Genomic DNA, 23,519 nt, shown 5'->3' with positions numbered 1-23,519 from the left:
CTCACAAATGTGTTATTTAAAAATTGTTGCTGATTTTACATGAAAGCCATGACAAAGTCAGGTCATGGCTTAAGTGGATTATCAATTCGCGGTTAAACTTTGCGTTTATCTAGCTGTTTGGCAATATTATCGCCTGTACTTTGAACCAACATGACTAAAACGATTAGCACTACAATCACCGCCAACATCACTTGCATATCAAAACGTTGATAACCATAACGATAGGCGATATCACCGAGACCGCCAGCACCAATTGCGCCTGCAATCGCAGAGGAGCTGATCATGGTGACAATGGTCACGGTAAAGCCCGCAACAATGCCCGGCAAGGCTTCGGGAAGTAACACATGCCAAAGAATTTGTTTGCGATTACAACCCATGGCTTGTGCTGCCTCAATTAAGCCTTGATCAACTTCACGAAGACTGACTTCAGCAATACGGGCGAAGAAGGGAATCGCGGCGATGGTCAAAGGCACAATTGCCGCTAACACACCATAACTGGTTCCGACGATCCAACGGGTAAACGGAATCAAAGCCACCATTAAAATCAGAAAAGGTACAGAACGGGTAATGTTGATCACCCATCCTAGAGGCTGATTAATTTTCTTGGAAGGATAAATCCCAAAATCAGCAGTACTCACCAAAATTAAGGCAATTGGTAGACCAATCAGAAAAGCAAAAATGGCGGAAACACCGACCATCACTAAGGTATCGGTTGTGCCTATCAGTAACAGGTCAATGAGTTGATTGTGCATAACCGATCACCTCAAGTTGCGTTATTGCATGATGCATTTCTTTGTGTAGCTTTTTTAAGTCTAATTCCAGACTGTGAATACCAACGATCAGTGAACCTATCGTATGTTGCTGAATGGTATTGATTTGACTGTGATAGACCTGAACAGGATGCTTAAAGAAGTTGAGTAACTCATATAAATCAGGAACCGATTTAGATTCACTGACATATTTCAGTTTTAAAATTTGATGCGTCGTGTGCTGATCAAAAGTTTGGCTCAATTCAAAAGGTAAATTGAGCTGTTCTAGCTTGAGTAATTCCTGCGTAATCTGTTGTTTTGGATTGGAAAATACTGACCAGACTTGCCCCGATTCAACAATTTCACCTTGATCAATCACGATGACTTGATCACAAATCTCTTGGATGACCTGCATTTCATGGGTGATTAAGACAATGGTTAAACCCAAGTCTTGGTTAATTTGTTTTAATAAAGCCAGAATATTGGCAGTACTTTCAGGATCAAGTGCTGAGGTGGCTTCATCACAGAGCAATATTTCTGGCTGAGAAACCAAGGCACGAGCAATCCCGACACGTTGTTTCTGCCCACCAGAAAGTTGAGCAGGATAGTCATTGAGCTTTGCTTCTAAGCCAACCAGTGTCAGTACATCACTGACCCGTTGCTCAATTTCGGCCTTAGCATAACCTGCGATACGTAGCGGTAAAGCCACATTTTCCCAAACGGTTTTGGCAGACATTAAATTAAAATGCTGAAAAATCATGCCGATTTTCTGCCGAGTTTTGATCAGTTCGGTATGATTCAGTTCAGCGATATTTTTTTGATGAATCAAAATACTGCCAGTATCAATCGACTCTAAACCGTTCAAGGTACGCAGCAGGGAGGATTTGCCTGCGCCACTTTTTCCAATGATGCCAACAATCTGTGCTTTGGGAATATCGAGGTTAATGTCTTTTAAAGCGTGTAAGCGTTGGCCTTGTACTTCATAAAACTTATTTAAACCGCGTATTTTCAGATGTGGAACTGAAAAATCAACTTGTGAACCAAAACTCACCATTATTGTTCTCCTTATTTCCAGCCAGAAAACCAGAGCGTTGGACCAAAATCACTATCTAGTGCTGCTTTAACTTTTGGTGAGTTTTGATAAATCTCGACAAATTTCTGTAGTTTTTTGTCCTTGTCCTGATAATCATCACGTACCACAAATAAAATCGCATAGCGCTTATTGGTGTTGTCATCAAACAATAAGGCACTTTCAGGATCAGCCGTTTTGGCTAAACGTAAGTAATGTGGATAGCCAAAAGCGAGATCAACATCATCAATCGCGCGCGCAGTCTGAGGACCTTCAACTTCAGTAAATTTCAGGTTCTTCGGATTTGCTGTGATATCTTTGAGTGCCGAAAGGTGATTGTTACTGTCTTTCAGTTCAATTAGCTTCGCTTGTTGCAATAGTAATAGTGCACGACCTTGATTCACTGGATCATTGGGAATGGCAACAGTTGCTCCATTCGGAAGTTCATCAAAACTTTTATATTTTTTTGAATACAACCCGACATGCGATGCCGCACCCACAGCAAAGGGTTTTAATTTAAAACCTGTTTCCTTAATCGCGTTATCCAAAAATGGTTGATGCTGGAAAAAGTTCGCATCAATATCCCCGTGATTTAAGGTGATATTAGGAGTATTCCAATCTGAAAACTCGACGAGTTTGACATTCAAACCTTGTTGTTTTGCTTCATCCGCAGCGGCTTGTAGTGGATGTGCAAAAGAAGGGCTAATCCCAATCACCAGCTCACTGCTATGATTTTGTCTTTGTTTATTCCAAATCAATAAGGCAACAATCACGACAACTGCGACAAGACCGATACTAAGCCATTTTTTAGAGGCTGTTTGAGCCATATATTTCTCCAATTCTTTATTTAGTTAAGCACTTAGGTTTTCAATTATTTTCAATTCGTTGCTATTTTTATATTTGCTACATCGAAACTGATCGGCAGGATGGCTTGCTGCTAAATGATCACCTTGAGCAAAAAGCTTATTGCGCAATGAACCTGTGGCATATTCAGTTTTATAACGTCCACGCTGCTGTAACTCAGGGATTACTAGGCGAATAAAATCATGGTGTGATTCAGGTGCAACAGTACGGGTCAGGTTAAAACCATCAATGCCTGCTTGATCGAGCAGCTCAATCAGATATTCCGCAACTTCAGCAGCACTACCGACAATCAGGGGATAACGTCCACCCAGAACATGCTGCGCTTTTAGATCATTTTTGCTGATACGTTGTTCTTTAAACTTCTCATTAACGGAAGCAATGCTATTGCTCTTTTGATAAGGGATTGCTTCATCATCTTCAAACTTAGCAAGGTCGATGCCGACGGAACTGGCATAATGCGCTAATCCTGCTTCAGGGCTGGCATATTGGCGATATTCAGCCAGTTTTTGCTGGGCGAGTTCATGTGTTTCCGCGACTACAACGGTAATACCGACAAAGATTTTAATTGCATCCTCATCACGGCCTTGTTGCTTTGCTTGTAGTCGTATTTTATTGACTTGTTGACGAATCTTTTCGGGTTGATCGCCACCAATAAAAATACATTCCGCATGGCGCGTGGCAAACTGTAGTCCTTTCGGTGAAGCACCTGCTTGGAATAAGGTTGGTGTACGCTGTACAGACGGCGCAACCTGAAACACACCTTGGCTTTGGTAGTATTGCCCTTGATGATTGATCGAGTGAACTTTATTTGGATCAGTAAAAACACGCTGTTGCTTATCTTTCTTTAAAGCATCATTTTCCCAAGAACCTTCCCAGTATTTATAACAAAGCTGTAAAAACTCTTCGGCCTGATCATAACGGGCATCATGATCTTTTAAGCCTTTTTGACCGATCAAACGTTCAGCACTATCCAAATAGCCGGTGACAATATTCCAGCCCAAACGGCCTTGGGTTAAATGATCTAAACTGGCAAAACGCCGTGCAAATTGATAAGGCTGTTCATAGCTTAGATTGAAGGTTACACCAAAACTTAAATTTTGCGTGACCAAGGCCATGGCCGAAATTAGGGTAGAGGGATCATGGCTTGGTAATTGAATCGATTCCTTAAGAGTCAGATCGATACCATTTTGATAGACATCATATACCCCAGTAACATCCGCGAGGAATAAACCATCAAACAAACCTTGTTCTAAAGTTTGTGCCAATTCAGTCCAATAACTCAGTTCATTAAAACGATGTGATTGATCACGCGGATGCGTCCATAAGCCATGATTGATATGGCCAACACAGTTCATATCAAAGGCATTTAACAAGATTTTTTTAGCAGTCGTTTGACTCATTACAAAGTCCCCCGACGAGGCGGCAGAACGCCATTCAATACATAATTGCCAATGAAGTAATATTTCTAGCGTGCAGCATCATGTAAGGTGTGTACACGCGCATTACGCCAATGACGATCAAGACCGTCCGTTCGTTGACTACCACGACTACCTGCTAACTCAATTAGCTTAGATGAGGCTTTTAATGCGGTTTCAGTACTATGCGCACGTACTTTGGACACATCAATCGAGGCCTTGGCTAAGCTCTCTGCATTGAGTTCATATTTAGCCGCATCGACTGATCGAGCTGCCTGTTTCAGTAAAAGTTCGCTGGCTTTGACATCGGTTGCCACGCGACCGAGTTCAGACAGCGTTAATGGGTCTTGCGTCGCGGATTCAATATTGGCATCAATCCAAGGACGAGCCACACGGACACGTTCTAGGGTTTCTTCAAACGCTGCACGCGCAATCCCAACTTCAATCGCAGCATGCATGATCTGAGCAAATGGACCCACTAAAGATAGTTGCTTAAAGGCTGTGTCAAAAGGAATCACATCCTCTTTGGCAACAAAGACCTGATTAAACTTTACTGTGCCGCTACCTGTGGTACGTTGCCCAAAGCCAGACCAATCATCAATCAGTTTTAAACCTTGACTGTCTCGTTGTACAAAAGCCAAAAATTCGCGACCTGTTTCATCCACCACTAAGGTTGGAATACGATGCGCAAACAAACTGCCTGTGCAATAAAATTTTTCCCCTTGAATCAGATAACCGTTTTCGCTTGGGATTAAGGTAGTTTGTTTATGTGCAGAAGTGCGGGTTTTAAACTCTGCCAGTGCATTACCAAAACGAGCACCTTGTAATACTTCTTGATATAGGCGTTTCTTTTGTTGTTCCGCGCCTGTATTACGCAGCACTTCCAAAGCATAGAAATGATTTTGTGGAATTTGACCAATTGAACCATCCGCACCACTAAATAAAGCGATGACTTTGGCAACGGTTAGACTTGAAACGTCTGCACCACCATATTGTTTCGGTACCGTGATTGCCCATAAGCCTGATTGGCTATAGGTTTCGATTTCTGTAAAAGGTAAGTTCCGATTGGCATCACGTTCAACCGCAGCTTGTTTAAACTGCTGACTCAGCTTTGTGGCAATTTCCAATGCTTCTGCATCACTTTGAATGATATGAGCTGCTTTAAAATTGGTTTTGGCGAAACCTTGTAATTCTTGATATGAGGTCACGGTGATTTGCTCCTTAAATCCAAGCATGGCGGGCAGGGTGTGTACCATTGAGGTAATAGTCGCCAATCGCATGGGATTTCCAACGCACAGGATCATGTAGGGTGTGCACACGGGCATTACGCCAGTGCTGATCGAGGTGATGTTTGCTTAAGCTGGCACGACTACCGCCGAGTTCAAATAGTTTTTCGGAGATTTGCAGGGCTGCATCATTGGCGTAGATTTTTGCTTCGGCTACTAAAATAGAAGCGCGAGCGGCTTGCTTAGCAGAAAGCTCGGTGAGTTGATCAAGCTCATCCAGATATTCAGCAGCTTCATCTAGTAATAAAATGGCTGCATCGAGCAGGATATTGAGCTTACCAACTTCTTGTAGGGTGTAATGTTCTTCAGTGGCTTTTTCTACGCCTGCATCAATAATCGGACGAGCTTTACGCACGCTGGATAAGGTGTCATCAAAAGCGGCTTCGGCAATGCCAACATCAATCGCAACCTGTAAAAGTTGAGAATACGCACCGCGAACATTTGGGGTGTCGGCAATAATGCGCTCATCAAAAAATAAGGCTGGGTCTGCAATAACATTGCTCAATCTAACTGTTCCACTGGCTGTGGTACGTTGACCAAAACCATTCCAGTCATTAGTGACCTCGATACCATCAGCGTATCGATCAATAATCGCTAGTACGGTATGACCATTTGGATGTAGTGCTCGAATCGCTAACCAATCTGCAAAGCTGGTTCCTGTAGAGTAAAACTTTTCCCCGTTTAAAAGGTATTGACTATTTTCCAAAGTTAAAGTGGTTTGAATGGCTTTAGTATCTTTAGAATTTTTCTCAGGCCCACCATTGGCAATTCGTTTGCCTGCAAGAATTTCAGCATAGATAAACTGCTTCTGAGCATCTGAACCTGTGATATTAATAAAATTTAACAGCCCGAATTGGTTTTGCGGGATTTGTCCGACATTGGCATCGGCTTTACTTAAAATACGAAACACATGGGCCAAGGTCTTATTGGATACAAAAGCTCCTCCATATTGTTGCGGTACACGAATGCCGCCTAAACCTTTTTGACTAAAACGAATAATTTGTTCGGTCGGTAAAATACGATCTTGATCACGTTCATTTCGTTCTTCTAATGCAAAGTCAGCAACTTGATAGGCAGCATTGATGGCCTGCTGATCATTTGAAATCAGTTGTACTGGAGCTTGGATCACTGATGGATTACTGGACATGTGAGCACCTCTAATAGATAAGAGGGACTTTACAAAAATTTTACTTTTCCACTAAACCATCAGTTGTGGCTTATATATCACAATAATTCTTAAGTTTTTTTTGTGAGAAAAATAACAGAAAAAGTGATATTAAATTTTCAATTAAAACAATTGTTTATTAGGCGTGATGTTTGGTTGGTCACTACGGAAAAGTATTTTTCTATGAAAGAAATGAATAATCTCTCCAGAAATAGATATAAAGTATTTTAGCCAAAATAAAAAAAGATAGAGCGAAAAGGACATTGTATTCATTAGATTTTACTTCTAAAGTATGAAAAACCTTATGTTTGATTGAATAGAAAAATAAATTTGGAGTATATATGCGGGTTTTATACCAATTTCCTTTATCTCATTATTGTGAAAAAGCTCGCTGGTTGTTAGATCATAAGGAATTGGATTATGTGGCACATAATTTAATTCCTGGTTTTCATCGTGCGTTTACCTATCTAAAGTCAGGGCAATATTTATTGCCGATGTTAAAAGATGACAAGCAGTGGATCGCTGATTCAACTCAAATTGCTTTGTATTTAGATACCACTTATCCAGAACATGCTCTGTTAAGACGTGATGAACAATTACGTGATCAAGCTTTGGAGATTGATGAACTGTCTAGAGAACTTGGTATCCATGTACGCCGTTGGTCTTTGGCTCAGGCACTATCTGTGGGGGATCATCCCCTTGAAATTATGATGGGTGAGCAGGGCTATCTACGTCAGTTTGAAAAGATTTCCAAACCTATTTTAAAGAGTTTAGTCTCGACGAATTATAAGCTGAACCCTGAAAAAGTCGCTCAATCAAAAATTCGTATGACCGAACTCATCACTGATTTAAACCAGCGATTAATTGATAATCAAGGGCGCTATTTGGTGGGAGATCGCCTTGGTTTGGCTGATATTGCTGTTTGTTCAATGCTTGCACCTTTATTGATGATTAAAGGTACGCCTTGGGAACTGGAAAATGAAGATGTTGATCTACTCACGGGTGAGCTGAAACAATATCACGATGACTTAAATGATTTGCCCCTTGGACAATATGTACAACGCATTTATGCCACTGAGCGTAATGCGCGAGTCGATTGGCGTGGGCTTTAACAATAGTTGTTTAATAAGTAAATATTGCAGAAACCGAGTGAAAAATACGCTCGGTTTTTTGTTGTTTCATATATTTGAAATTCGATTGATATATGATTTTGAATAACCGCATCAAGAAGTTCGTCTAAGATGCTTTTTCAAAATGAGTGTCATTTATCTCAATGGGGCACAATCAGCAAAATGACCTGTTGCAACATATGATACTGTTGGTCTAATAGAGTCTGATGAATAAAAAAATAACAGTTTGAATATGTACATATCTAATTGGGTCGAAATTTATCAATTTAATATGAGAACTAAGACAATCAGCTAATCAATTAAAGACAATTGTATATATAATAATCCTTAGTGCACTAGTCGGTTTTAGTCTGTGATCCAGAACTAAAAACATAAAAAAAGAGGGAATACCATGAAAAAGCTGCAATTTATAGCAGATTGCCCTAAACATGGGGTAATTGATCATCCACCCAATGAATGCTATATCACGCAAGAATACGTGGCTGCACTACTATATAAACAATTAGAACAATATGGCTTTGATGCACAACATATGCGTCATGAGCATGAAAAAATTGAGGTGTGTATTGATAATCATCAGTTACCACTTTCTATCTTATGCTCACTACAAGATACTGAGGGGCATATTTTGTGTGAGATCACAGCAAATCCTCAGCAAGAACAAGCTTGGTTTGAAAAGATTGAGACACAAAGTATTATCCGTCAGTTGGCTCAAGCTGTTGAAAATAGTTTAAAAGCAGAGCATAGTTTCTCTCAGTTTGTTTGGAAAAGTTAGTTACTTGAACCTGCATGCTGGCTAATTCATATATAGGTTTTGAGAAATACAATTAAAAAAGATATCGATTAAGATTTCAGTGTTGGTATTTTAAAAAGATGATTGAGAAGAAGCTCAAGGGCGAGCTTCTTAAACTTTTACATTAATTTGAAACAGATCCTTATCTAACTCGATAAAGTCAATTTCACAATCAATAAATTTTTCAATCATTGCTGCTTGTGTACGAGTATGTTCGCTCATACATTGTGCGGTAAATTCACCACCTTGACCCAGTGCTAAAGGTAAGAGGAGTTGATCAGCGAGAAACTCATCAACGACAGCTTTGGAAGTAAGATAAAGCTTCACTTTTTCTGACAAGTGATTTGCTATTTGTTCGGCACTTTTACGCATTTCGCCTAAAGCAGTGAATAGCTGAGCGTGATTTTCGTGCTCAACTTTGACATACGCCGTATTTCCTTGGCTGATCCCATTTAAATGGAATTGCTGTTGAGTGTCTAAATTCAGTTTTTTATTTAAAGTTGCCAATTCCCGTTGTACGATTTGTGCTTCTTCGGAAAGATTCAATACTGCTGCAAAAGCTCCAGTACTTTGTAAAGCACCACGATCTAATAAACTTAGCTTGTTTCGATGTTGCCACGGCTGAATTTTGATTTGAATTTCACCTGCACCAATCGGAAAGAAGCCTGCTTTATTTAATTTAAACTCGACCTCTATTCCAAGTTTTTCTAATGCAGGCAAAAAGCAATGCTCAATAAAATCTGCTGTTGGTGCAAGTGGATTATGAGTACCCCCAGATATCGTCAATTCACTCGCTTCATTTTGTAATAACAAAGCAGGTAATAGGGTTTGCAAAACCAGTGTCGTGCTTCCTGCCGAACCAATCTGGAATTGGTATTTTCCACTTTGTACATGCTGTGGTACGAAGTACAAACGCTGGCTATGAAGTTCAGCACCTTCCACATAGGCTTGGCTGATATGTTGGGATGCTTGTACACAGACCAAATGCTGACGCATTAAGCCCGGTTTTTTACGCCCAGCACGAATGTTGATTAATTCAAATGCTTGACCTGTAATCATTGAAAGAGAGAGGGCGGTCCTTAAAATTTGTCCACCGCCTTCACCTTGTGAACCATCAATCTGGATGGTTGCTGGCATATTTGCCAAAGCCTTATTCACTTCTATTTTCCTTATTTTCTATTTAAATGAACATACTGTCAGTACATGGTAATGCGAAGTAACGCGTGACTTTGCTTTTGGCAAAGTTTTATTAGGTACATGGTGCTGAGCCTAATCAGTGAAGATTGATGCACGACTCACATACTGCCATAGCCGCCTGAATTATTTTCAATCCCTCAGATCGGAGTAATGCAGGATCTTGTACTCGCCCAGTATGTCCAAACTGTGATTGTGAACTAAATTCACAAAATCTGTTGTCTATTCGACTAAATCAATCTGCCAGTTTGCAGCCTGAATTCTGATATTTAAATCGCGTAGTTTCGCGCTGATATCATCGGCTTGTTTTTGCAAGCTAGAAACAGGGATAACCTTCTTCCATTTGATCTCACGTGAGCTATAACGGTCCGGCTCACGATGCGTATTTGCAATCGCATCAATGAGAATCTTATGTTGTTCAGCATAACTATCACGTAAGCTTAATAGGGACAGCAATATGTTGCCATCCTCCAATTTTGCTTGTGCATTGGTCAAATGGATACGACAAATCAACTGATTGCTTTCTTGGGTTAAAGCAAAGACTTGTTTGATCAGTTCATTTGGATCTTCACTCGGTTCATCACCATCTTGTACCAAGACATTTGCATTAATCCGTTGTTTTAATGAAGCGAGCTTTTTTTGTTGATCGCTTCGCAGTAAAAGTGCTTCTGCGAGTTTCATTTTATTTACCTTTTATTCAATATGTACAATAACTAAGTTTGAAACATCTTCCAATTCCATACTAAATTTTGCAAACTCCATAACTTCATCTAAAGTTTCATTTTCATGCCAAGTTGTCATGAAGCAATTATTGGCTGGTGGTTGATAGTTATAAAAACCTAGATATGTTTCATCTATGACATCATCCCAAATAGAGCACTCATATCCTGTCACCATTGCTTGAGTGCATAGTTTTGAATAGACAATCTGCTCACAAATCCAATTACGCCATTCAGACAGGATTTGCTTACTACCCACAATCAGAATGATGTAATAGGATTGCTTAGGTAGTACGAGATGAGCTTCTTCATTTGCCCTGATTCTATAGCTCCGAATATCTAAACAATCCTTTTCATCCATCATTACCCCTTAACACATACCACTTGTCTTAATGTATAAACCACTTCAACTAAATCCTTTTGCGCATTCATCACATCTTCAATTGGTTTATAAGCTGATGGAATTTCATCAATTACAGCAGCATCTTTACGGCATTCCACACCTTCAGTCTGAGCAATCTGATCTTCTACGGTAAAGCGACGTTTTGCTTCAGCACGACTCATTACACGACCTGCACCATGCGAACACGAACAGAACGATTCCTGATTTCCAAGCCCACGAACGATGAAAGACTTAGCACCCATTGAACCAGGGATGATTCCATATTGTCCAAGTTTGGCACTTACAGCGCCTTTACGTGTCACCATCACTTCTTCGCCGTAGTGTTCTTCCTTTTCCACATAGTTGTGGTGGCAGTTTACCGCTTCCAATTTGGCATTAAACGGCTTTGGAATAATCATGGCTAAAGCTTTAATGGCTGACTGCATCATAATTTCACGGTTTTTCATGGCAAAGCGTTGAGCCCAACCCACAGCAAACCAGTAGTCATCAAAATACTCTGTTCCTTCCACTAAATAAGCCAAGTCTTTATTCGGCAAATCAATAAAGTGCTTCTGCATATCTTTACGAGCCAGTTCGATAAAATGATTACCAATGGCATTACCTACACCGCGAGAGCCTGAGTGCAACATAATCCAAACATGATCATGTTCATCTAAACAGACTTCGACGAAGTGATTTCCCGTCCCTAAAGTTCCCAATTGTTTGCGATTGTTGGTGTTTTTAAGGCGAGGGTGCTTCGCACAAATCAACTCAAAGTCAGCCACTAAGTCCGCCCAAGCCTGATCCACCATTTCAGGTGGGTTTTCCCAAGACCCACGATCTCGTCCTCGGCCTTTAGTCATTCCATGAGGAATTAAACGTTCAAGTTCAGTACGTAATCCGTGTAAGTTATCTGGTAAATCAGAAGCGGTTAAGTTCGTACGAGTTGCCATCATTCCACAACCGATATCGACGCCAACAGCCGCAGGAATAATCGCGCCTTTGGTTGGAATCACACTTCCAATGGTTGCCCCTAAACCAAAGTGCACGTCTGGCATTACCGCCATCCATTTATAGATAAAGGGCATTTGGGCAGTTTGTAGTAATTGTTGTTTTGAGTTGTCATCAACAAGTACGCCGTTGGTCCACATTTTCACAGGCATACTTTTTTCACTATGTAGAACTTGATAAGCACGTTGTTGCTGTTCTTGTTCAATTTGAGCTTGTTGATTGACTTGTTCAATGACAGACATTTTCATATTTCCTTTCAAAGCCTGCCTGCCAAGCGTTTGCAGGCAGGTGTTATTCACAAGATCCCAATGATGTTGTGTGCTTATATTGTTGCAGTGATTGTGCCAACTTTATAAAAATGAAATTATATACTTTTAATGCATTGATAATTATAAATAAAATATTTTAAATCGATTTTGAAACGGAGTTTGTGAAGTTTTTTATAAATAAAAATATATCTATAAAGATATTAAAATATCTTTATAGATATATGTGTGTTTTTAGTTAGGTCGGTATGCCATCAAGATGATTTGCTGATTTTCAAAAGCTGACCAGTTTCATCTAAACTAAATTGGTCAAAATCATGTGCTAAATAAAAATTGCCTTTGTAAAACGCTCTGACTTCCTCCGCGATGGCCTGCTGCCCAGCACTATCTTGATGTCGCGGACTAAAGTGCGTGAGAATGAGATTGCTTAATCCTTGTTGTTGGGCAAATTCAGCCACCATTTTTGCCGAACTATGCATCGGACCTTGCCCCACTTTATCTAGAACTGTTTGAGTATAGGTGCTTTCATGAATCAACAGTTGAGCATCTTGACATGACTGAGCTAATAACTCAGGACGATCATTGTCACCACCAACAATCGCGTGAACGCGCTGTATATGCATTTGAATAAAATCACTCGCTTTTAAGGTTTGATCATTCAACTGGATATCTTTACCTTGTTGCAAATCACCCCAAGCTTTACCTTTAGGTACACCAAGTTGAATTAAAGCCTGTGTGTCTAATTTATTTTGGGTGTGTTGCGTGATAATACTAAATGCAAAGCTGGGTACTCGATGGCTAAGTGGGTGGGCTTGAATTGAAAGTTCATCCGTCAATTGCTGTATTTGAGTCGCCTCATTCACATCAATAAAGTTGAGCGGATACGGAAGGTGGAGATCGGTGAGTTCTGTAGTTGCTTCAAACCATTTTTGAATTTCTTTGGGGGCGATAATCGTTATGGGAGCAGTACGTGCATTCATGCCAGCACTTGCCAATAAGCCGACCAACCCATAACAATGATCGCCATGTACATGGGTAATACAGACCGCAATCAGATTTTGTAAAGAAAGTTTGGCTTGTTGAATACGGTGTTGTGTGCCTTCACCAGCATCGACCAATATCCAGTCTTTATTCTTGCTGTTGCGGATGGCTAAACCAGAAACGTTGCGTGTCAGTGTGGGTACACCAGATGATGTGCCTAAAAAAGTAAAATGAAGCATCTTGTTGGTATTTTTTAATGAAAAGGTCATTGTATATGAAACTATAAAATTTTATAGAAAATGATGTGCAAAGATCATAAGATCAATAAAAAGATTTAAGGGCATAGCCTCAAATGAGTAAACTAGGATGTGTATGTGGTCATGTGATTGTTGATCAGACAGATCAAATTCCATACAAAGCTTCTTTTATTACTGATGTTGATTTATTTGATTTTTATGATGCAGTAGATGACACGATGAATACTTCTTTAAATCATAAAGAGACATTTTCTGAGCAGATTATAGATAGGTTTATAAGATATTCTGCAGATATGTATGAATGTACGCAATGTGGGCGATTATGGATAGGTATTGGAAATAATCAGTTTAAGGCTTTTCTTCCTGAATCAGGGAAATATCAAGCTATTTTAAATATTCAACATGATAGATTTAAATGAATAAAAAAACCGTTGTGATTGGCTTTGTAGGCTCTACTTTAGATCAAGGAAAACGTCCTGATCGCTGGCAACGTTGGCGTCCCACCTTGAGTCTATTGATGCATGAAGATCTAATTGTAGATGAACTGGTCTTATTGCATGATCGACAACATCATAATTTGGTGAATTTTATTGCTGAAGACGCAAAGAATGTGTCTCCATCAACAACAATATCAGGTTATCGAGTGAGTATTCGTGATCCTTGGGATTTTGCCGAGGTCTATGGTGCGCTATATGATTTTGTAAAAACATATTCATTTGATACCGAAAAAAATAACTATCTTTTGCACATTACGACTGGAACGCATGTTGGCCAAATTTGTTGGTATCTTTTGGTCGACGCGAACTATTTACCTGCCAAGCTGATTCAAAGTGCGCCAAACCAACAGAAAACGCCTGAGGGCGAATATCGCATTATAGATTTGGACTTGTCTAGATATGATGTTCTCAAACAGCGTTTTGAAGATGAACAGCAGCAAAACTGGCAACAACTCAAGGCCAATATTTCAACTTATAACCATGAATTTAATCAACTGATCACCGAAGTTGAGTTAGTGGCAACGCGTTCGAGTGCACCGATCCTAATTATGGGTGCAACAGGTGTGGGTAAATCACATCTAGCAAAACAAATCTTTCAATTGAAGAAAGATAAGTTCCATTTGAATGGGCGTTTTATTGATGTGAACTGCGCCACTTTACGTGGTGACAGTGCCATGTCGAGTTTGTTTGGGCATATCAAAGGAGCTTTTACAGGCGCAGCAGCTTCTCGGGCAGGTTTATTAAAAAGTGCCGATCAAGGCATTTTATTTTTAGATGAAATTGGGGAGCTTGGGTTAGATGAACAAGCCATGTTGCTTAAAGCACTTGAGGATAAATCGTTCTTTCCTGTTGGAAGTGATAAAGAAGTTCAGGCAGATTTTCAGTTGATTGCAGGGACAAATAAAGACCTCAGAACAGAGGTGCAAGAAGGTCGTTTTCGTGAGGACTTGTGGGCGAGACTCAATACATGGACGTTCTTCTTACCTAATCTCAAAGACCGAATTGAAGATATTGCCCCTAATATTGAATTTGAATTACAACGTTTTGCTGCAAATCATCAACGACAACTACGTTTTCAACGAGATGCTCTTGATGAGTATTTGAAATTTGCCAAGTCTAAAGAAGCATCATGGCAGGGAAATTTTCGTGATTTAACCGCAAGTGTGACGCGGTTAGCAACTTTATCGAGTGGAGAGTTGATTCGCTCTGAAACAGTTGAAAAAGAGATTCAACGCTTAAAGCAACTTTGGTTTCTTCAAAAAGATATACATGAAACAAAACATGAAGATATTTTATTGAAGTATTTAGCTACTGATCAACTTCAACAAATTGATGAGTTTGATCAAATCCAGTTGCGGGGAGTGCTCACCATTTGTGAAAATTCCAAGTCAATGGCAGATGCTGGTCGTCAGCTTTTTGCAGCGTCGCGTCAGCAGCGAAACACAACCAATGACAGTGACCGAGTCAAAAAATATTTGGCTCGGTTTGGCTTGAGTTGGAGTGATTTTTAATAATCATTCTGCGGAATTTAAATTTTTTATGCTATATTTAAGTTCATATATGAACTTTTAAGTTGTATAAAGTGTCAGATATAAACTATAAGAATAAGTTTTATCCACTTGATGGGCAATTATTTACCCAGCAATTGGCTGCCTTGATCAAGCAAAAAAGACTTGAGAAACGGCTACGTCAAAGTGATTTAGCTAAAGCAATTTCTACTTCACTATCAACAGTTAAACGTATTGAAAAAGGTGATCATTCAGTCGAATTTGGTGTGGTTGTAAAAGCACTATGGTATTTGAATCTTTTAACTGATTTACAAAAAAATCTTCCAGTAATAGAAAATAAAGAAAGCCAAAAAAGCCGAGTTCGTTTGGAGCGAATAGATGAGGATGATTTTTAATGAAACAAACGATCTATTTATATATTCAGCTTCCTGATCAAACTGATTTTGTGACCCTTGGGCGTTTAACCGTTGAAAATGGTGTTGGGCAATTTGTTTATGCGCCGAGTTATCCGACAACTTGGGTGCTAGATGAGGTTCATTATCCATGGCGAAAAGAACCTTATACGATCACTACCAATAATGGTATCCCGAATTTTGTCATGGATATTATGCCTGATGCGTGGGGGAAAGTAATTCTCAAACGAATTTATGCAAGAGAAAAAGATACACCTTGGTCGGACTTAGATTTTTTGATCAAAGCAAAAAATGCAGACCGTTTTGGGAATTTGTGTGTGGGTGAGATTAAAACAGTCACTCAAAAAGCAACTTTAGAAAATTTCCAGCACTTAGTTAAATTATCAGATTTTCTTGATTTTAGTACAGCCATGCGAAAAGGCGAGGCGATTACACGAATCCAGTTGGCCATGGCACAAACGACTTCATTAGGCGGGGCCAGACCTAAAATTACTTTGGTTAATCAAGATAAGTTATACCTCGCTAAACCAAAAGATCGGGATGATTTGATTAATGTGCCGCAAGTTGAATTTGCCTGTTTAAGCTTTGCTGAAAAAAAGGGATTGGCTGTTGCTAAACATCAACTTATTCAAGTTTCTCAACAGAGTGAACAGAAAGATGTATTACTGTTAGAGCGTTTTGACCGTATTTATGATACGCAAAATCAAAAATTTAAACGTTTACCGATGTTAAGTGGTTTAACGTTACTGGATGCAGAATGGAATAGCACTAATCATCAACGCTGGTCATATCCACTCATGGCAAATGAAATGTATCGAAAAGGGATGTTACAACTGGATATACATGAATTATTTCGGCGGATGATTTTTAATATTTTGATTGGAAACGATGATGATCATCCTAAGAACCATGCTTTTATGTATCAAAATGGTCGTTGGCGAATTGCACCATTATTCGATATTGTGCCAAATCAGGAATATAAGCCCCAAGGCCTGAGTATGCAAATCGGTATTTATGGTACTCAAATGGGACGGGAAAATGTACTAAGTATGGCAAATCAGTTCTTATTGAGTCCCGATCAAGCACAAAAGATTTTAGATGAGATGATTGGGTGGGAAGCTGAGTTGATTCAGTATTATCGCTCTCAACTCACACCTCATGATGCAGAAATTGTCATTTCTGCTATGGGCGTGAGTTATTTAAAACCTTAGATGCTATTTCGATTGTGGATTATCTTTTTTACGCTGCGATTGGCTAGATAAAAACTCTAAATTCCAAAGTTTTTCTGCATGTCGACCAATCCACCAAAATGAAGCCGCCAGTATGATAAAGAAGATTGCTTTATGCATACCAACCCAAAAGAACTCAAAATATTTGGTATATAAGTTTAGAAATAAAAAGGTAATACCAAAACCGCGTGAAGTGGCATCATCGTGTTTTAAGCCATATATAATCACAATGATAGCAACAAATGCAAATAAGATGCCCCAATGAAGTAGCTCGTATTGTTTAACGTTGTACCAGCTACTTAAATCACCATAGTTGCCAAAAATTGAAAGAATCCATAAAGCAATAAATAGGTAGAGTAAGCCCATGACATACGTTGAATGAGCAAAGTCAGAAAAACGCGTGTGACGTTTAAACAATAGACTGACTCCAATCAGCACTCCGCCAAATAACACAAAGCGCAAAGGGAAGTTCATACCTAAATAGTATGCACCCCACCCAGACATATAGCCTGTTTCAGATCCGAACCAAGAGCCGAGCGAAAGCAGAGAAAATATCCAAATCAGTTTTGAGGGAAACCAGAAGGCGAGTGCGGCGTAAATGATTGTGGAAAGTAAAAATAGCAGCGAGAAGTGTCCGCTACCATTATCAATCGCTTGTCCAAAATAAGCCACAGAAACGGCTGTAGAAAGTACGCCAGCAAAAATAATCGCCTCATTGCTAAAGTGATGTAAGGGCTTAGTTTTACGGCGACGATAGGCAAATATATAAAAAGCAGCGGCTGCAGCAGCAAATATGAGACATGGGATGACTTTTGAATTTAAAAATAATTGTTCAAGTATTGTCATTAACCATTCGTCTAGGGTGATTGCAGCTACTGCAATCACTGTGCAAATCATCGAGATCCAAAATGAATATTTTGCTAGTCGTTCCCAATCAAAAGATCGAATGGAAAAGCTGCTTTTAAGATCATTGGCGACGTCAGGTGTAATCGTTCCTTGTTGTTTCCAATACTCAATGGTGTGTTTTAAAAATAGTCCCTGTTTTTTATTTAACTTCATTAAAGAAACCTAATGCCTATTTTATCTGTACTGATATAACAGACATCGGATTCAAAAGAAGTATATTTTTCTTAATAATTTGTTGTTAAGCCTACAATTTTAAAAAGCGAGCAATTACTTGGCGTAATTGTTTCAAATAACCTGTAAAGAAATGATTTGCACCAGGCATGATGGTAATCGGGTGTTTTTGAGGCTTTGCCCAAGTGATCATATCTGAGAGCAGGGTAATATCATCCTGTTCGCCATGTACAAACAAAATATCACCATTAATTTCAGGCGTTTTGTAGTGACGGAGATCAACAACGGAACCTGTTGGTAAGCCACACAAAACTAATTGTTTCGGACGTAGCTCTTCACTGAGTTGCGCTTGGCATTTTGCTAAGACATGTGAGCCAAAACTAAAACCTCCTGCATAGAACGTTAAGCCCACATGTTTTGCACGTGCATATTCAATCACAGCCAACATATCATCAGTTTCACCATGACCTTGGTCATGCGTACCTTCACTACCACCTAGCCCACGAAAACTTGGACGGTAAACAATACAACCCATTTCATTAAAAATTTGCGAGAGTAAAACAGGCACTTTGTGATGGGGTGTACCCCCTTGTAGTGGGTGAGGATGACAGACAATAGCAAAACCCGTGATTTCACCTTGGGGTTGATCAACAAACATTTCGATTTGACCAACAGGACCTTGGATGAATAGTTGTTCAGACATAAAATATGTAATGAATTATGGAAGAATCCACTATTTTACCGATAAAACTTAACGAGAACACGAATTGGCATTAAAAATTCTCAACTGTTATAGTTTAACCAAGATAAATTGATATTGATTGAATATGCTTGCTCTAATTTCTCCTGCGAAAACACTTGATTACGAAACGGCTTTACCTACCGATACACATACCCAGCCACGCTTATTGGAACAATCACAGCAGTTGATAGATGTGTGTCGCAAACTTTCAGCGAGTGAAATCGCATCATTAATGACCGTGAGTGAGAAAATCGCCAATTTAAATGTAGAGCGTTTCCGTGACTGGAATGCAGATTTTGATTTCTCAAATGCTCGCCAAGCGATATTTGCATTCAAAGGTGATGTTTATACAGGTTTAGATGCCTATCATTTAGACGAGCAAGATATTGATTTTGCGCAGCAGCATTTAAGGATGTTGTCGGGGCTTTATGGTTTGTTACGTCCTTTAGATCTCATGATGCCATACCGTTTGGAAATGGGAACAAAGTTAAAGAATACACGTGGACATAACTTATATGAGTTTTGGGGTGGCATTATCACCGATCAAATTAATCAAGATTTAGCTGAAATTGATGCAAAAGTATTGGTAAATTTAGCCTCTGACGAATATTATAAATCTGTGAATGAAAAGAAAATTCAGGCGGAAATTATCAAACCTGTGTTCTTAGATCAAAAAAATGGAAAATATAAAGTGATTAGTTTCTATGCGAAAAAAGCGCGTGGTCTAATGGCAAGATACTTAATTGAAAATCAATTGAGTCAAGCAGAACAATTAAAAGTATTTAATAGTGAAGGATATTACTTTGATGCAGAAAGTTCATCAAATAAAGAACTTGTATTTAAACGGGATGAACAGTAGTCATCCTGAGTTTGTCGTGGGTGGGGTGAGATGTTAAGCAAAGAACATTTATTAAAACATGCGATTTCATCTGATCAAGTCTGTATTAAAGGACATTTGACAGAACCGCGTAGTTATGGGGTTTATGCTTTGCCATTAGATACTGATGGAACAAGACGTTTTCGTTTTGGCAATCACCCAGTACGTCAACAGGAACTGAGACATGAATTTGGTTCCTGTACCTTATATCAGCTTTTTCTTGATCGTAAAGATGCCGAATCATTGGCAAAATGGCTGAATCAAGCAATGTAGAGATGACTGATTATGCAGCAATATTTATCTACATTAGAAAAATCATGGTATGAGTTGCATCGGCATTATCAGTTTTCTGAACCTCAGAGAACTTTTAATAAACTGATTGCTGCTTATAGCGAAAAGCAAAGGGCTTATCATACGATTCAGCATTTATATGAATGTCTTGTTTTAGTTGAAACGATTCGATCTGAATTAAATGATTCGAATGCAGTCGCATTGGCCTTGTGGTTTCATGATGCGGTTTATGATCCACAAGCTAAAGATAATGAGCTGAAAAGTGCTGAGCTATTTGAGCGGTATTTAGCTCAAGACTTACAAATTGATGGTATTCAGAAAATAAAGCGTTGGATTGCAGCCACGCAAAAGCATGCATTGACTGATGAACTGGATTTGCAATTTTTATTAGATATTGATTTGTCAATTCTAGCTGCTTCAGCAGAACGTTTTGCGGAATATGAACAACAGATTCAGCAAGAATATGCTTGGGTTGATCCAGATGTCTATTCTATTAAAAGAATAGAAGTTCTAACGCATTTTTATCAGATTGAACCGCTGTATCAAACGGAATATTTTCAACAGAATTTTGAGCACAGCGCTAAAAATAATTTGGGGAATGTAATTAACGTTTAGTGCTTATTTTATCCAAATAAAAGATATAAAGATTTTTATTGCGGATTAAAAAATATAATAAAATACAGAGATTAAACAACTTTTTGAGTATGCAGTGAAAGATCTAACATTAAAAGTAGCCGAGGGGAAACTCAATATTCGTGTGGCGGCATGGATAGAACACGAAGATCAAATTTTAGTATCTGCATTCCCAGATGGAACAATTTCTTTGGTGGGTGGTCGATTAAAATTTTCTGAAACAACGCTTGAGGGAATTCAACGAGAAGTATTTGAGGAAACGGGAGAAGCTTTTAACTCACCTGTACTTTTTGCAATTGTTGAAAACTTCTTTTGTGATGTTGTATCCCAAGAGCAATTTCATGAATTTTTATACATTTATAAAGGTCAGATTCAGCCAAAACTATCCTATCTAGAGGGAGGGGAATCTCAGATTATTTCATGGATGGAAAAAACAAAAATAGCTGATTTAAAACCTGATGTTTTGCAAAAAATTGCTTTGTTATCTCATCAGGAAAATATTATTCATTTTGTTAACTTGGAATCACGATAAATATAAGTTGAAAGATGAAGGGGCTTTATATAGCCCCCTTATTACTCAATTCTTATTTAAAGAAATACCCAGTCTCAGGTGAGCTTGCATTCGCCATACGCTTACGTGGCATAGGGCCTGCTAAGAATGCCTCACGACCAGCTTCAACAGCTTTCTTCATCGCTGAAGCCATCAAAATCGGGTTTTGAGCAGCCGCAATCGCCGTGTTCATCAATACACCATCGCAGCCCAGTTCCATCGCAATCGCAGCATCACTAGCCGTACCTACACCGGCATCAACTAACACAGGAACTTTGGCATTTTCTTTGATGATTGAAATAGTATGTGGATTCAGAATACCAAGACCAGAACCAATCAAACTACCCAAAGGCATGATTGCTACACAGCCCATGCTTTCAAGTTCTTGAGCGACAATCGGATCATCTGAAGTGTAGACCATGATTTCGAAGCCATCATCAATCAGGGTTTGCGCTGCTTTTAGTGTTGCGGTCACATTCGGATATAAAGTTTTTTCATCACCGAGCACTTCGAGCTTAACTAAGTTATGACCATCAAGTAATTCACGAGCCAACATACAAGTACGAATTGCGCTATCTGCATCGAAGCAGCCTGCAGTATTTGGCAGAATCGTGTATTTCTCAGGTGGAATCACTGAAAGTAAATTGGGTTGATCTGGATGCTGTCCAATATTTACACGACGAATCGCAACCGTGACAATCTCAGCACCACTGGCTTGAATGGCTAAATCAGTTTCATTTAAATCTTTATATTTACCAGTTCCGACCAATAAACGTGATTGAAAAGTACGTGAACCAATAATTAAAGGGGAATCTTGCATGGGCTTACTCCATTTTTAGCCAATTAGCCGCCACCAACAGCTTGAATAATTTCAATACGATCTTCATGAGCAATTGTCGTTTGCTCAAGTCTACTTTTCGGAATGATCTGTTGATTCTTTTCTACAGCGAAGCGTTTGCCTTCTAGGGCTAAGTCTTGAATCAGTTGCTGTAGGTTTTCGCAAGACGTGTCAGTTAACTCGCCATTTAGATAGATTTGCATGATAAATCCTTATTTCGCATGCTTGATTGCTTGCCATGCGAGTAGCACCCAACCCACAATCATAAATGCACCACCAATCGGGGTGATTGCACCTAATATTCTAGGTAAGCCAAGCGCCATAATGTACAACGAACCGCAGAAAAAGAGGATACCAATTTGAATCAAAATAAAAGGAATTTTTATTGGAAAGGTTGGCGTGGTTTTATTTAATACAGCCAAGATAAGCAAACCAATGGCATGATAGAAGAAGTATTGTGTTGCTGTAGCCCACCAAGTAAGTTGTTCAGGCGTAGCAAAAGATTTTAAGCCATGTGCACCAAAGGCACCGAGCATCACCGCAAGCGCGAGATTCAGCGCAGAGATCGCTATCCACATAATTACAATGTAACTAGAAATTTGAGTGGTAAAGTTACCATATTCAGAAAGTTAAGCATAGCCAAATACAACAAAAGGGCTTATGGCCCTTTTGTTGTATTTTAACTCGCTGACATCGCGGTCTTGATTTTTTCCATTGCATTTTTTTCTAGCTGGCGGATACGTTCGGCAGAAACATTATATTCAGCAGCAAGCTCATGCAAGGTCGATTTATCATCATCTAGCCAACGGCGTTGTAAAATATTACGCGATCGGTCATCCAACTGATCCATTGCCTCATGTAAAGCAGCAGTACTTTGCTCTTCGTAGTCTTGTTCTTCGACTAAGCGAGCAGGGTCATAACGGCTATCTTCTAAATAAAGCGCAGGTGCTGTATGAGGCGTGTCATCATCATCATCGCCTTGTGCTTCAAATGCGGCATCATAAGCAGTTAGACGACCTTCCATTTCAATTACTTGTTCAGCTGTAACATTTAAATCACGAGCTATGGCTTTTGCTTCTTCTAGCGTCAGCTTTTTGCTTGATTTTTTTAGACTGCGTAAATTAAAAAATAATTTACGTTGAGCTTTGGTGGTCGCTATTTTGACGATACGCCAGTTACGAATCACATATTCATGAATTTCAGCTTTGATCCAATGCACGGCAAACGAGACCAAACGAACGCCCATATTTGGATCGAAACGTTTTACTGCTTTCATTAATCCGAGGTTGCCTTCTTGGATCAAATCACCTTGTGGTAATCCGTAGCCTGCGTAGCTACGCGCGATGTGCACCACAAAGCGTAAATGTGACATGACCAATAGCTTGGCAGCATCAAGGTCTTGGTCGTAATAATAACGATCAGCAAGTTCTTTTTCTTGCTCGGCCGTTAAGATCGGAATTTGATTGACAGTACTGATATATGCACCAAGGTTTACGCCAGGCGCAGACAATGACAGGGGCATCAATTGATTGCTGCTGTCAGTAGTCATGGAGTCTCCTTATAGGATGGTATTGGGTCAGCAA

General features: G+C 39.4%; 26 protein-coding genes and 1 pseudogene. 10 read left to right on the top strand and 17 right to left on the bottom strand.

Annotation, left to right across the window (positions count from 1 at the left end; all coding sequences use genetic code 11):
• Positions 1-92 precede the first annotated feature (92 nt).
• The 6 genes and pseudogenes from EAH57_RS12365 to EAH57_RS12340 form a co-directional block, all read right to left on the bottom strand.
• Complete coding sequence (locus EAH57_RS12365; RefSeq protein ID WP_121930302.1) at positions 93-752, bottom strand: methionine ABC transporter permease; 660 nt, start codon at positions 750-752, stop codon at positions 93-95.
• Positions 733-1,803 (bottom strand): methionine ABC transporter ATP-binding protein, encoded by a 1,071-nt coding sequence (locus tag EAH57_RS12360; RefSeq protein WP_121930301.1) that lies wholly within the window; start codon positions 1,801-1,803, stop codon positions 733-735. The genes EAH57_RS12365 and EAH57_RS12360 overlap by 20 nt, the downstream gene beginning before the upstream one ends.
• An 11-nt stretch (positions 1,804-1,814) precedes the next feature.
• On the bottom strand, positions 1,815-2,645 hold the full coding sequence (locus EAH57_RS12355; protein WP_121930300.1) for a MetQ/NlpA family ABC transporter substrate-binding protein: 831 nt from the start codon (positions 2,643-2,645) through the stop codon (positions 1,815-1,817).
• Positions 2,646-2,669: 24 nt separating this feature from the next.
• Complete coding sequence (locus EAH57_RS12350) at positions 2,670-4,082, bottom strand: LLM class flavin-dependent oxidoreductase (protein WP_121930299.1); 1,413 nt, start codon at positions 4,080-4,082, stop codon at positions 2,670-2,672.
• Positions 4,082-5,305: pseudogene (locus tag EAH57_RS12345) on the bottom strand (SfnB family sulfur acquisition oxidoreductase). Before EAH57_RS12345 ends, EAH57_RS12350 begins: the two are co-directional and overlap by 1 nt.
• Positions 5,306-5,318: 13 nt before the next feature.
• A complete protein-coding gene (locus EAH57_RS12340; protein WP_121930298.1) occupies positions 5,319-6,530 on the bottom strand; it encodes an SfnB family sulfur acquisition oxidoreductase in 1,212 nt (403 codons plus the stop codon).
• A 359-nt stretch (positions 6,531-6,889) separates the two neighbouring features.
• Between EAH57_RS12340 and EAH57_RS12335 the strand changes: the two genes are divergently transcribed.
• Together EAH57_RS12335 and EAH57_RS12330 are read left to right on the top strand one after the other, a co-directional pair.
• On the top strand, positions 6,890-7,660 hold the full coding sequence (locus EAH57_RS12335) for a glutathione S-transferase family protein (RefSeq protein WP_121930297.1): 771 nt from the start codon (positions 6,890-6,892) through the stop codon (positions 7,658-7,660).
• Positions 7,661-8,069: 409 nt separating this feature from the next.
• The gene (locus tag EAH57_RS12330) at positions 8,070-8,453 is read left to right on the top strand and encodes a hypothetical protein (protein WP_121930296.1); all 384 of its coding nucleotides are present in this window, start codon (positions 8,070-8,072) and stop codon (positions 8,451-8,453) included.
• Positions 8,454-8,582: 129 nt separating this feature from the next.
• Here EAH57_RS12330 and rtcA read toward each other — a convergent pair whose 3' ends face one another.
• The 5 genes from rtcA to EAH57_RS12305 form a co-directional block, all read right to left on the bottom strand.
• Positions 8,583-9,629 (bottom strand): RNA 3'-terminal phosphate cyclase, encoded by a 1,047-nt coding sequence (gene rtcA / locus EAH57_RS12325; protein WP_121930295.1) that lies wholly within the window; start codon positions 9,627-9,629, stop codon positions 8,583-8,585.
• A 258-nt stretch (positions 9,630-9,887) separates the two neighbouring features.
• Positions 9,888-10,346: a DIP1984 family protein gene (locus tag EAH57_RS12320; protein ID WP_121930294.1), complete on the bottom strand. Its 459-nt coding sequence runs from the start codon at positions 10,344-10,346 to the stop codon at positions 9,888-9,890.
• Between the two features lie 12 nt (positions 10,347-10,358).
• A complete protein-coding gene (locus tag EAH57_RS12315) occupies positions 10,359-10,745 on the bottom strand; it encodes a hypothetical protein (protein ID WP_121930293.1) in 387 nt (128 codons plus the stop codon).
• Between the two features lie 2 nt (positions 10,746-10,747).
• Positions 10,748-12,019: an RtcB family protein gene (locus EAH57_RS12310; protein ID WP_121930292.1), complete on the bottom strand. Its 1,272-nt coding sequence runs from the start codon at positions 12,017-12,019 to the stop codon at positions 10,748-10,750.
• 278 nt (positions 12,020-12,297) lie between these two features.
• The gene (locus EAH57_RS12305; RefSeq protein WP_121930331.1) at positions 12,298-13,263 is read right to left on the bottom strand and encodes a ribonuclease Z; all 966 of its coding nucleotides are present in this window, start codon (positions 13,261-13,263) and stop codon (positions 12,298-12,300) included.
• A gap of 113 nt (positions 13,264-13,376) precedes the next feature.
• Between EAH57_RS12305 and EAH57_RS12300 the strand changes: the two genes are divergently transcribed.
• From EAH57_RS12300 to EAH57_RS12285, 4 genes are all read left to right on the top strand, one after another.
• Positions 13,377-13,700 carry a hypothetical protein gene (locus EAH57_RS12300; protein WP_004879948.1) on the top strand — a complete coding sequence of 108 codons (324 nt, stop codon included), beginning with the start codon at positions 13,377-13,379 and terminating at the stop codon, positions 13,698-13,700.
• Positions 13,697-15,289, top strand: a complete 1,593-nt coding sequence (rtcR, locus tag EAH57_RS12295; protein ID WP_121930291.1) for an RNA repair transcriptional activator RtcR — start codon at positions 13,697-13,699, stop codon at positions 15,287-15,289. The genes EAH57_RS12300 and rtcR overlap by 4 nt, the downstream gene beginning before the upstream one ends.
• A 71-nt stretch (positions 15,290-15,360) precedes the next feature.
• Positions 15,361-15,681: a helix-turn-helix domain-containing protein gene (locus EAH57_RS12290; protein ID WP_121930330.1), complete on the top strand. Its 321-nt coding sequence runs from the start codon at positions 15,361-15,363 to the stop codon at positions 15,679-15,681.
• Positions 15,681-16,910 (top strand): type II toxin-antitoxin system HipA family toxin, encoded by a 1,230-nt coding sequence (locus tag EAH57_RS12285; RefSeq protein WP_121930290.1) that lies wholly within the window; start codon positions 15,681-15,683, stop codon positions 16,908-16,910. The genes EAH57_RS12290 and EAH57_RS12285 overlap by 1 nt, the downstream gene beginning before the upstream one ends.
• A gap of 3 nt (positions 16,911-16,913) precedes the next feature.
• On the opposite strand, the gene EAH57_RS12280 is transcribed toward EAH57_RS12285, so the two are convergent.
• Positions 16,914-17,987 (bottom strand): DUF2157 domain-containing protein, encoded by a 1,074-nt coding sequence (locus tag EAH57_RS12280; protein WP_121930289.1) that lies wholly within the window; start codon positions 17,985-17,987, stop codon positions 16,914-16,916.
• Between the two features lie 91 nt (positions 17,988-18,078).
• Entirely contained in the window at positions 18,079-18,708 is a 630-nt protein-coding gene (locus tag EAH57_RS12275) for an alpha/beta hydrolase (RefSeq protein ID WP_121930288.1), read from the bottom strand.
• Between the two features lie 124 nt (positions 18,709-18,832).
• Here EAH57_RS12275 and yaaA point away from each other — a divergent pair, with 124 nt between their 5' ends.
• From yaaA to EAH57_RS12255, 4 genes are all read left to right on the top strand, one after another.
• The gene (gene yaaA, locus EAH57_RS12270) at positions 18,833-19,606 is read left to right on the top strand and encodes a peroxide stress protein YaaA (protein ID WP_121930287.1); all 774 of its coding nucleotides are present in this window, start codon (positions 18,833-18,835) and stop codon (positions 19,604-19,606) included.
• 30 nt (positions 19,607-19,636) lie between these two features.
• Positions 19,637-19,897, top strand: coding sequence for a hypothetical protein (locus EAH57_RS12265; protein ID WP_005197227.1), 261 nt, complete (start codon positions 19,637-19,639; stop codon positions 19,895-19,897).
• Positions 19,898-19,909: 12 nt separating this feature from the next.
• Positions 19,910-20,530: a metal-dependent hydrolase gene (locus EAH57_RS12260; RefSeq protein WP_121930286.1), complete on the top strand. Its 621-nt coding sequence runs from the start codon at positions 19,910-19,912 to the stop codon at positions 20,528-20,530.
• A 94-nt stretch (positions 20,531-20,624) separates the two neighbouring features.
• On the top strand, positions 20,625-21,080 hold the full coding sequence (locus EAH57_RS12255) for an NUDIX domain-containing protein (RefSeq protein ID WP_121930285.1): 456 nt from the start codon (positions 20,625-20,627) through the stop codon (positions 21,078-21,080).
• Positions 21,081-21,132: 52 nt separating this feature from the next.
• Here EAH57_RS12255 and EAH57_RS12250 read toward each other — a convergent pair whose 3' ends face one another.
• The 4 genes from EAH57_RS12250 to rpoH all read right to left on the bottom strand — a co-directional run bounded on the left by EAH57_RS12250 (position 21,133) and on the right by rpoH (position 23,485).
• The gene (locus EAH57_RS12250) at positions 21,133-21,918 is read right to left on the bottom strand and encodes a thiazole synthase (RefSeq protein ID WP_121930284.1); all 786 of its coding nucleotides are present in this window, start codon (positions 21,916-21,918) and stop codon (positions 21,133-21,135) included.
• A gap of 23 nt (positions 21,919-21,941) precedes the next feature.
• A complete protein-coding gene (gene thiS, locus EAH57_RS12245) occupies positions 21,942-22,139 on the bottom strand; it encodes a sulfur carrier protein ThiS (protein WP_121930283.1) in 198 nt (65 codons plus the stop codon).
• A 9-nt stretch (positions 22,140-22,148) separates the two neighbouring features.
• Positions 22,149-22,514, bottom strand: coding sequence for a DUF423 domain-containing protein (locus tag EAH57_RS12240; RefSeq protein ID WP_004671423.1), 366 nt, complete (start codon positions 22,512-22,514; stop codon positions 22,149-22,151).
• Positions 22,515-22,615: 101 nt separating this feature from the next.
• Positions 22,616-23,485 carry an RNA polymerase sigma factor RpoH gene (gene rpoH / locus EAH57_RS12235; RefSeq protein WP_004671421.1) on the bottom strand — a complete coding sequence of 290 codons (870 nt, stop codon included), beginning with the start codon at positions 23,483-23,485 and terminating at the stop codon, positions 22,616-22,618.
• Between the last annotated feature and the right edge of the window lie 34 nt (positions 23,486-23,519).

It is taken from the genome of Acinetobacter sp. 2JN-4, assembly GCF_003687745.1.
In the GTDB taxonomy this organism is placed as follows: domain Bacteria; phylum Pseudomonadota; class Gammaproteobacteria; order Pseudomonadales; family Moraxellaceae; genus Acinetobacter; species Acinetobacter halotolerans.
Note: the sequence above shows the minus strand (reverse complement) of the source record. Positions and strands in the feature narration are given on the sequence as shown.

Bases quoted from the DNA above. Each gene is read 5' to 3' on its own strand.
- EAH57_RS12260 (WP_121930286.1), top strand. From the start codon at position 19,910: ATGCAGCAATATTTATCTACATTAGAAAAATCATGGTATGAGTTGCAT.
- EAH57_RS12275 (WP_121930288.1), bottom strand. From the start codon at position 18,708: ATGTCTGAACAACTATTCATCCAAGGTCCTGTTGGTCAAATCGAAATG.
- EAH57_RS12310 (WP_121930292.1), bottom strand. From the start codon at position 12,019: ATGTCTGTCATTGAACAAGTCAATCAACAAGCTCAAATTGAACAAGAA.
- rtcR (WP_121930291.1), top strand. From the start codon at position 13,697: ATGAATAAAAAAACCGTTGTGATTGGCTTTGTAGGCTCTACTTTAGAT.
- EAH57_RS12360 (WP_121930301.1), bottom strand. From the start codon at position 1,803: ATGGTGAGTTTTGGTTCACAAGTTGATTTTTCAGTTCCACATCTGAAA.
- EAH57_RS12240 (WP_004671423.1), bottom strand. From the start codon at position 22,514: ATGTGGATAGCGATCTCTGCGCTGAATCTCGCGCTTGCGGTGATGCTC.
- EAH57_RS12305 (WP_121930331.1), bottom strand. From the start codon at position 13,263: ATGCTTCATTTTACTTTTTTAGGCACATCATCTGGTGTACCCACACTG.
- EAH57_RS12280 (WP_121930289.1), bottom strand. From the start codon at position 17,987: ATGAAGTTAAATAAAAAACAGGGACTATTTTTAAAACACACCATTGAG.
- rpoH (WP_004671421.1), bottom strand. From the start codon at position 23,485: ATGACTACTGACAGCAGCAATCAATTGATGCCCCTGTCATTGTCTGCG.
- EAH57_RS12285 (WP_121930290.1), top strand. From the start codon at position 15,681: ATGAAACAAACGATCTATTTATATATTCAGCTTCCTGATCAAACTGAT.
- EAH57_RS12250 (WP_121930284.1), bottom strand. From the start codon at position 21,918: ATGCAAGATTCCCCTTTAATTATTGGTTCACGTACTTTTCAATCACGT.
- EAH57_RS12365 (WP_121930302.1), bottom strand. From the start codon at position 752: ATGCACAATCAACTCATTGACCTGTTACTGATAGGCACAACCGATACC.
- EAH57_RS12315 (WP_121930293.1), bottom strand. From the start codon at position 10,745: ATGGATGAAAAGGATTGTTTAGATATTCGGAGCTATAGAATCAGGGCA.
- EAH57_RS12355 (WP_121930300.1), bottom strand. From the start codon at position 2,645: ATGGCTCAAACAGCCTCTAAAAAATGGCTTAGTATCGGTCTTGTCGCA.
- EAH57_RS12320 (WP_121930294.1), bottom strand. From the start codon at position 10,346: ATGAAACTCGCAGAAGCACTTTTACTGCGAAGCGATCAACAAAAAAAG.
- EAH57_RS12265 (WP_005197227.1), top strand. From the start codon at position 19,637: ATGTTAAGCAAAGAACATTTATTAAAACATGCGATTTCATCTGATCAA.
- yaaA (WP_121930287.1), top strand. From the start codon at position 18,833: ATGCTTGCTCTAATTTCTCCTGCGAAAACACTTGATTACGAAACGGCT.
- EAH57_RS12330 (WP_121930296.1), top strand. From the start codon at position 8,070: ATGAAAAAGCTGCAATTTATAGCAGATTGCCCTAAACATGGGGTAATT.
- EAH57_RS12340 (WP_121930298.1), bottom strand. From the start codon at position 6,530: ATGTCCAGTAATCCATCAGTGATCCAAGCTCCAGTACAACTGATTTCA.
- EAH57_RS12300 (WP_004879948.1), top strand. From the start codon at position 13,377: ATGAGTAAACTAGGATGTGTATGTGGTCATGTGATTGTTGATCAGACA.
- thiS (WP_121930283.1), bottom strand. From the start codon at position 22,139: ATGCAAATCTATCTAAATGGCGAGTTAACTGACACGTCTTGCGAAAAC.
- EAH57_RS12350 (WP_121930299.1), bottom strand. From the start codon at position 4,082: ATGAGTCAAACGACTGCTAAAAAAATCTTGTTAAATGCCTTTGATATG.
- EAH57_RS12335 (WP_121930297.1), top strand. From the start codon at position 6,890: ATGCGGGTTTTATACCAATTTCCTTTATCTCATTATTGTGAAAAAGCT.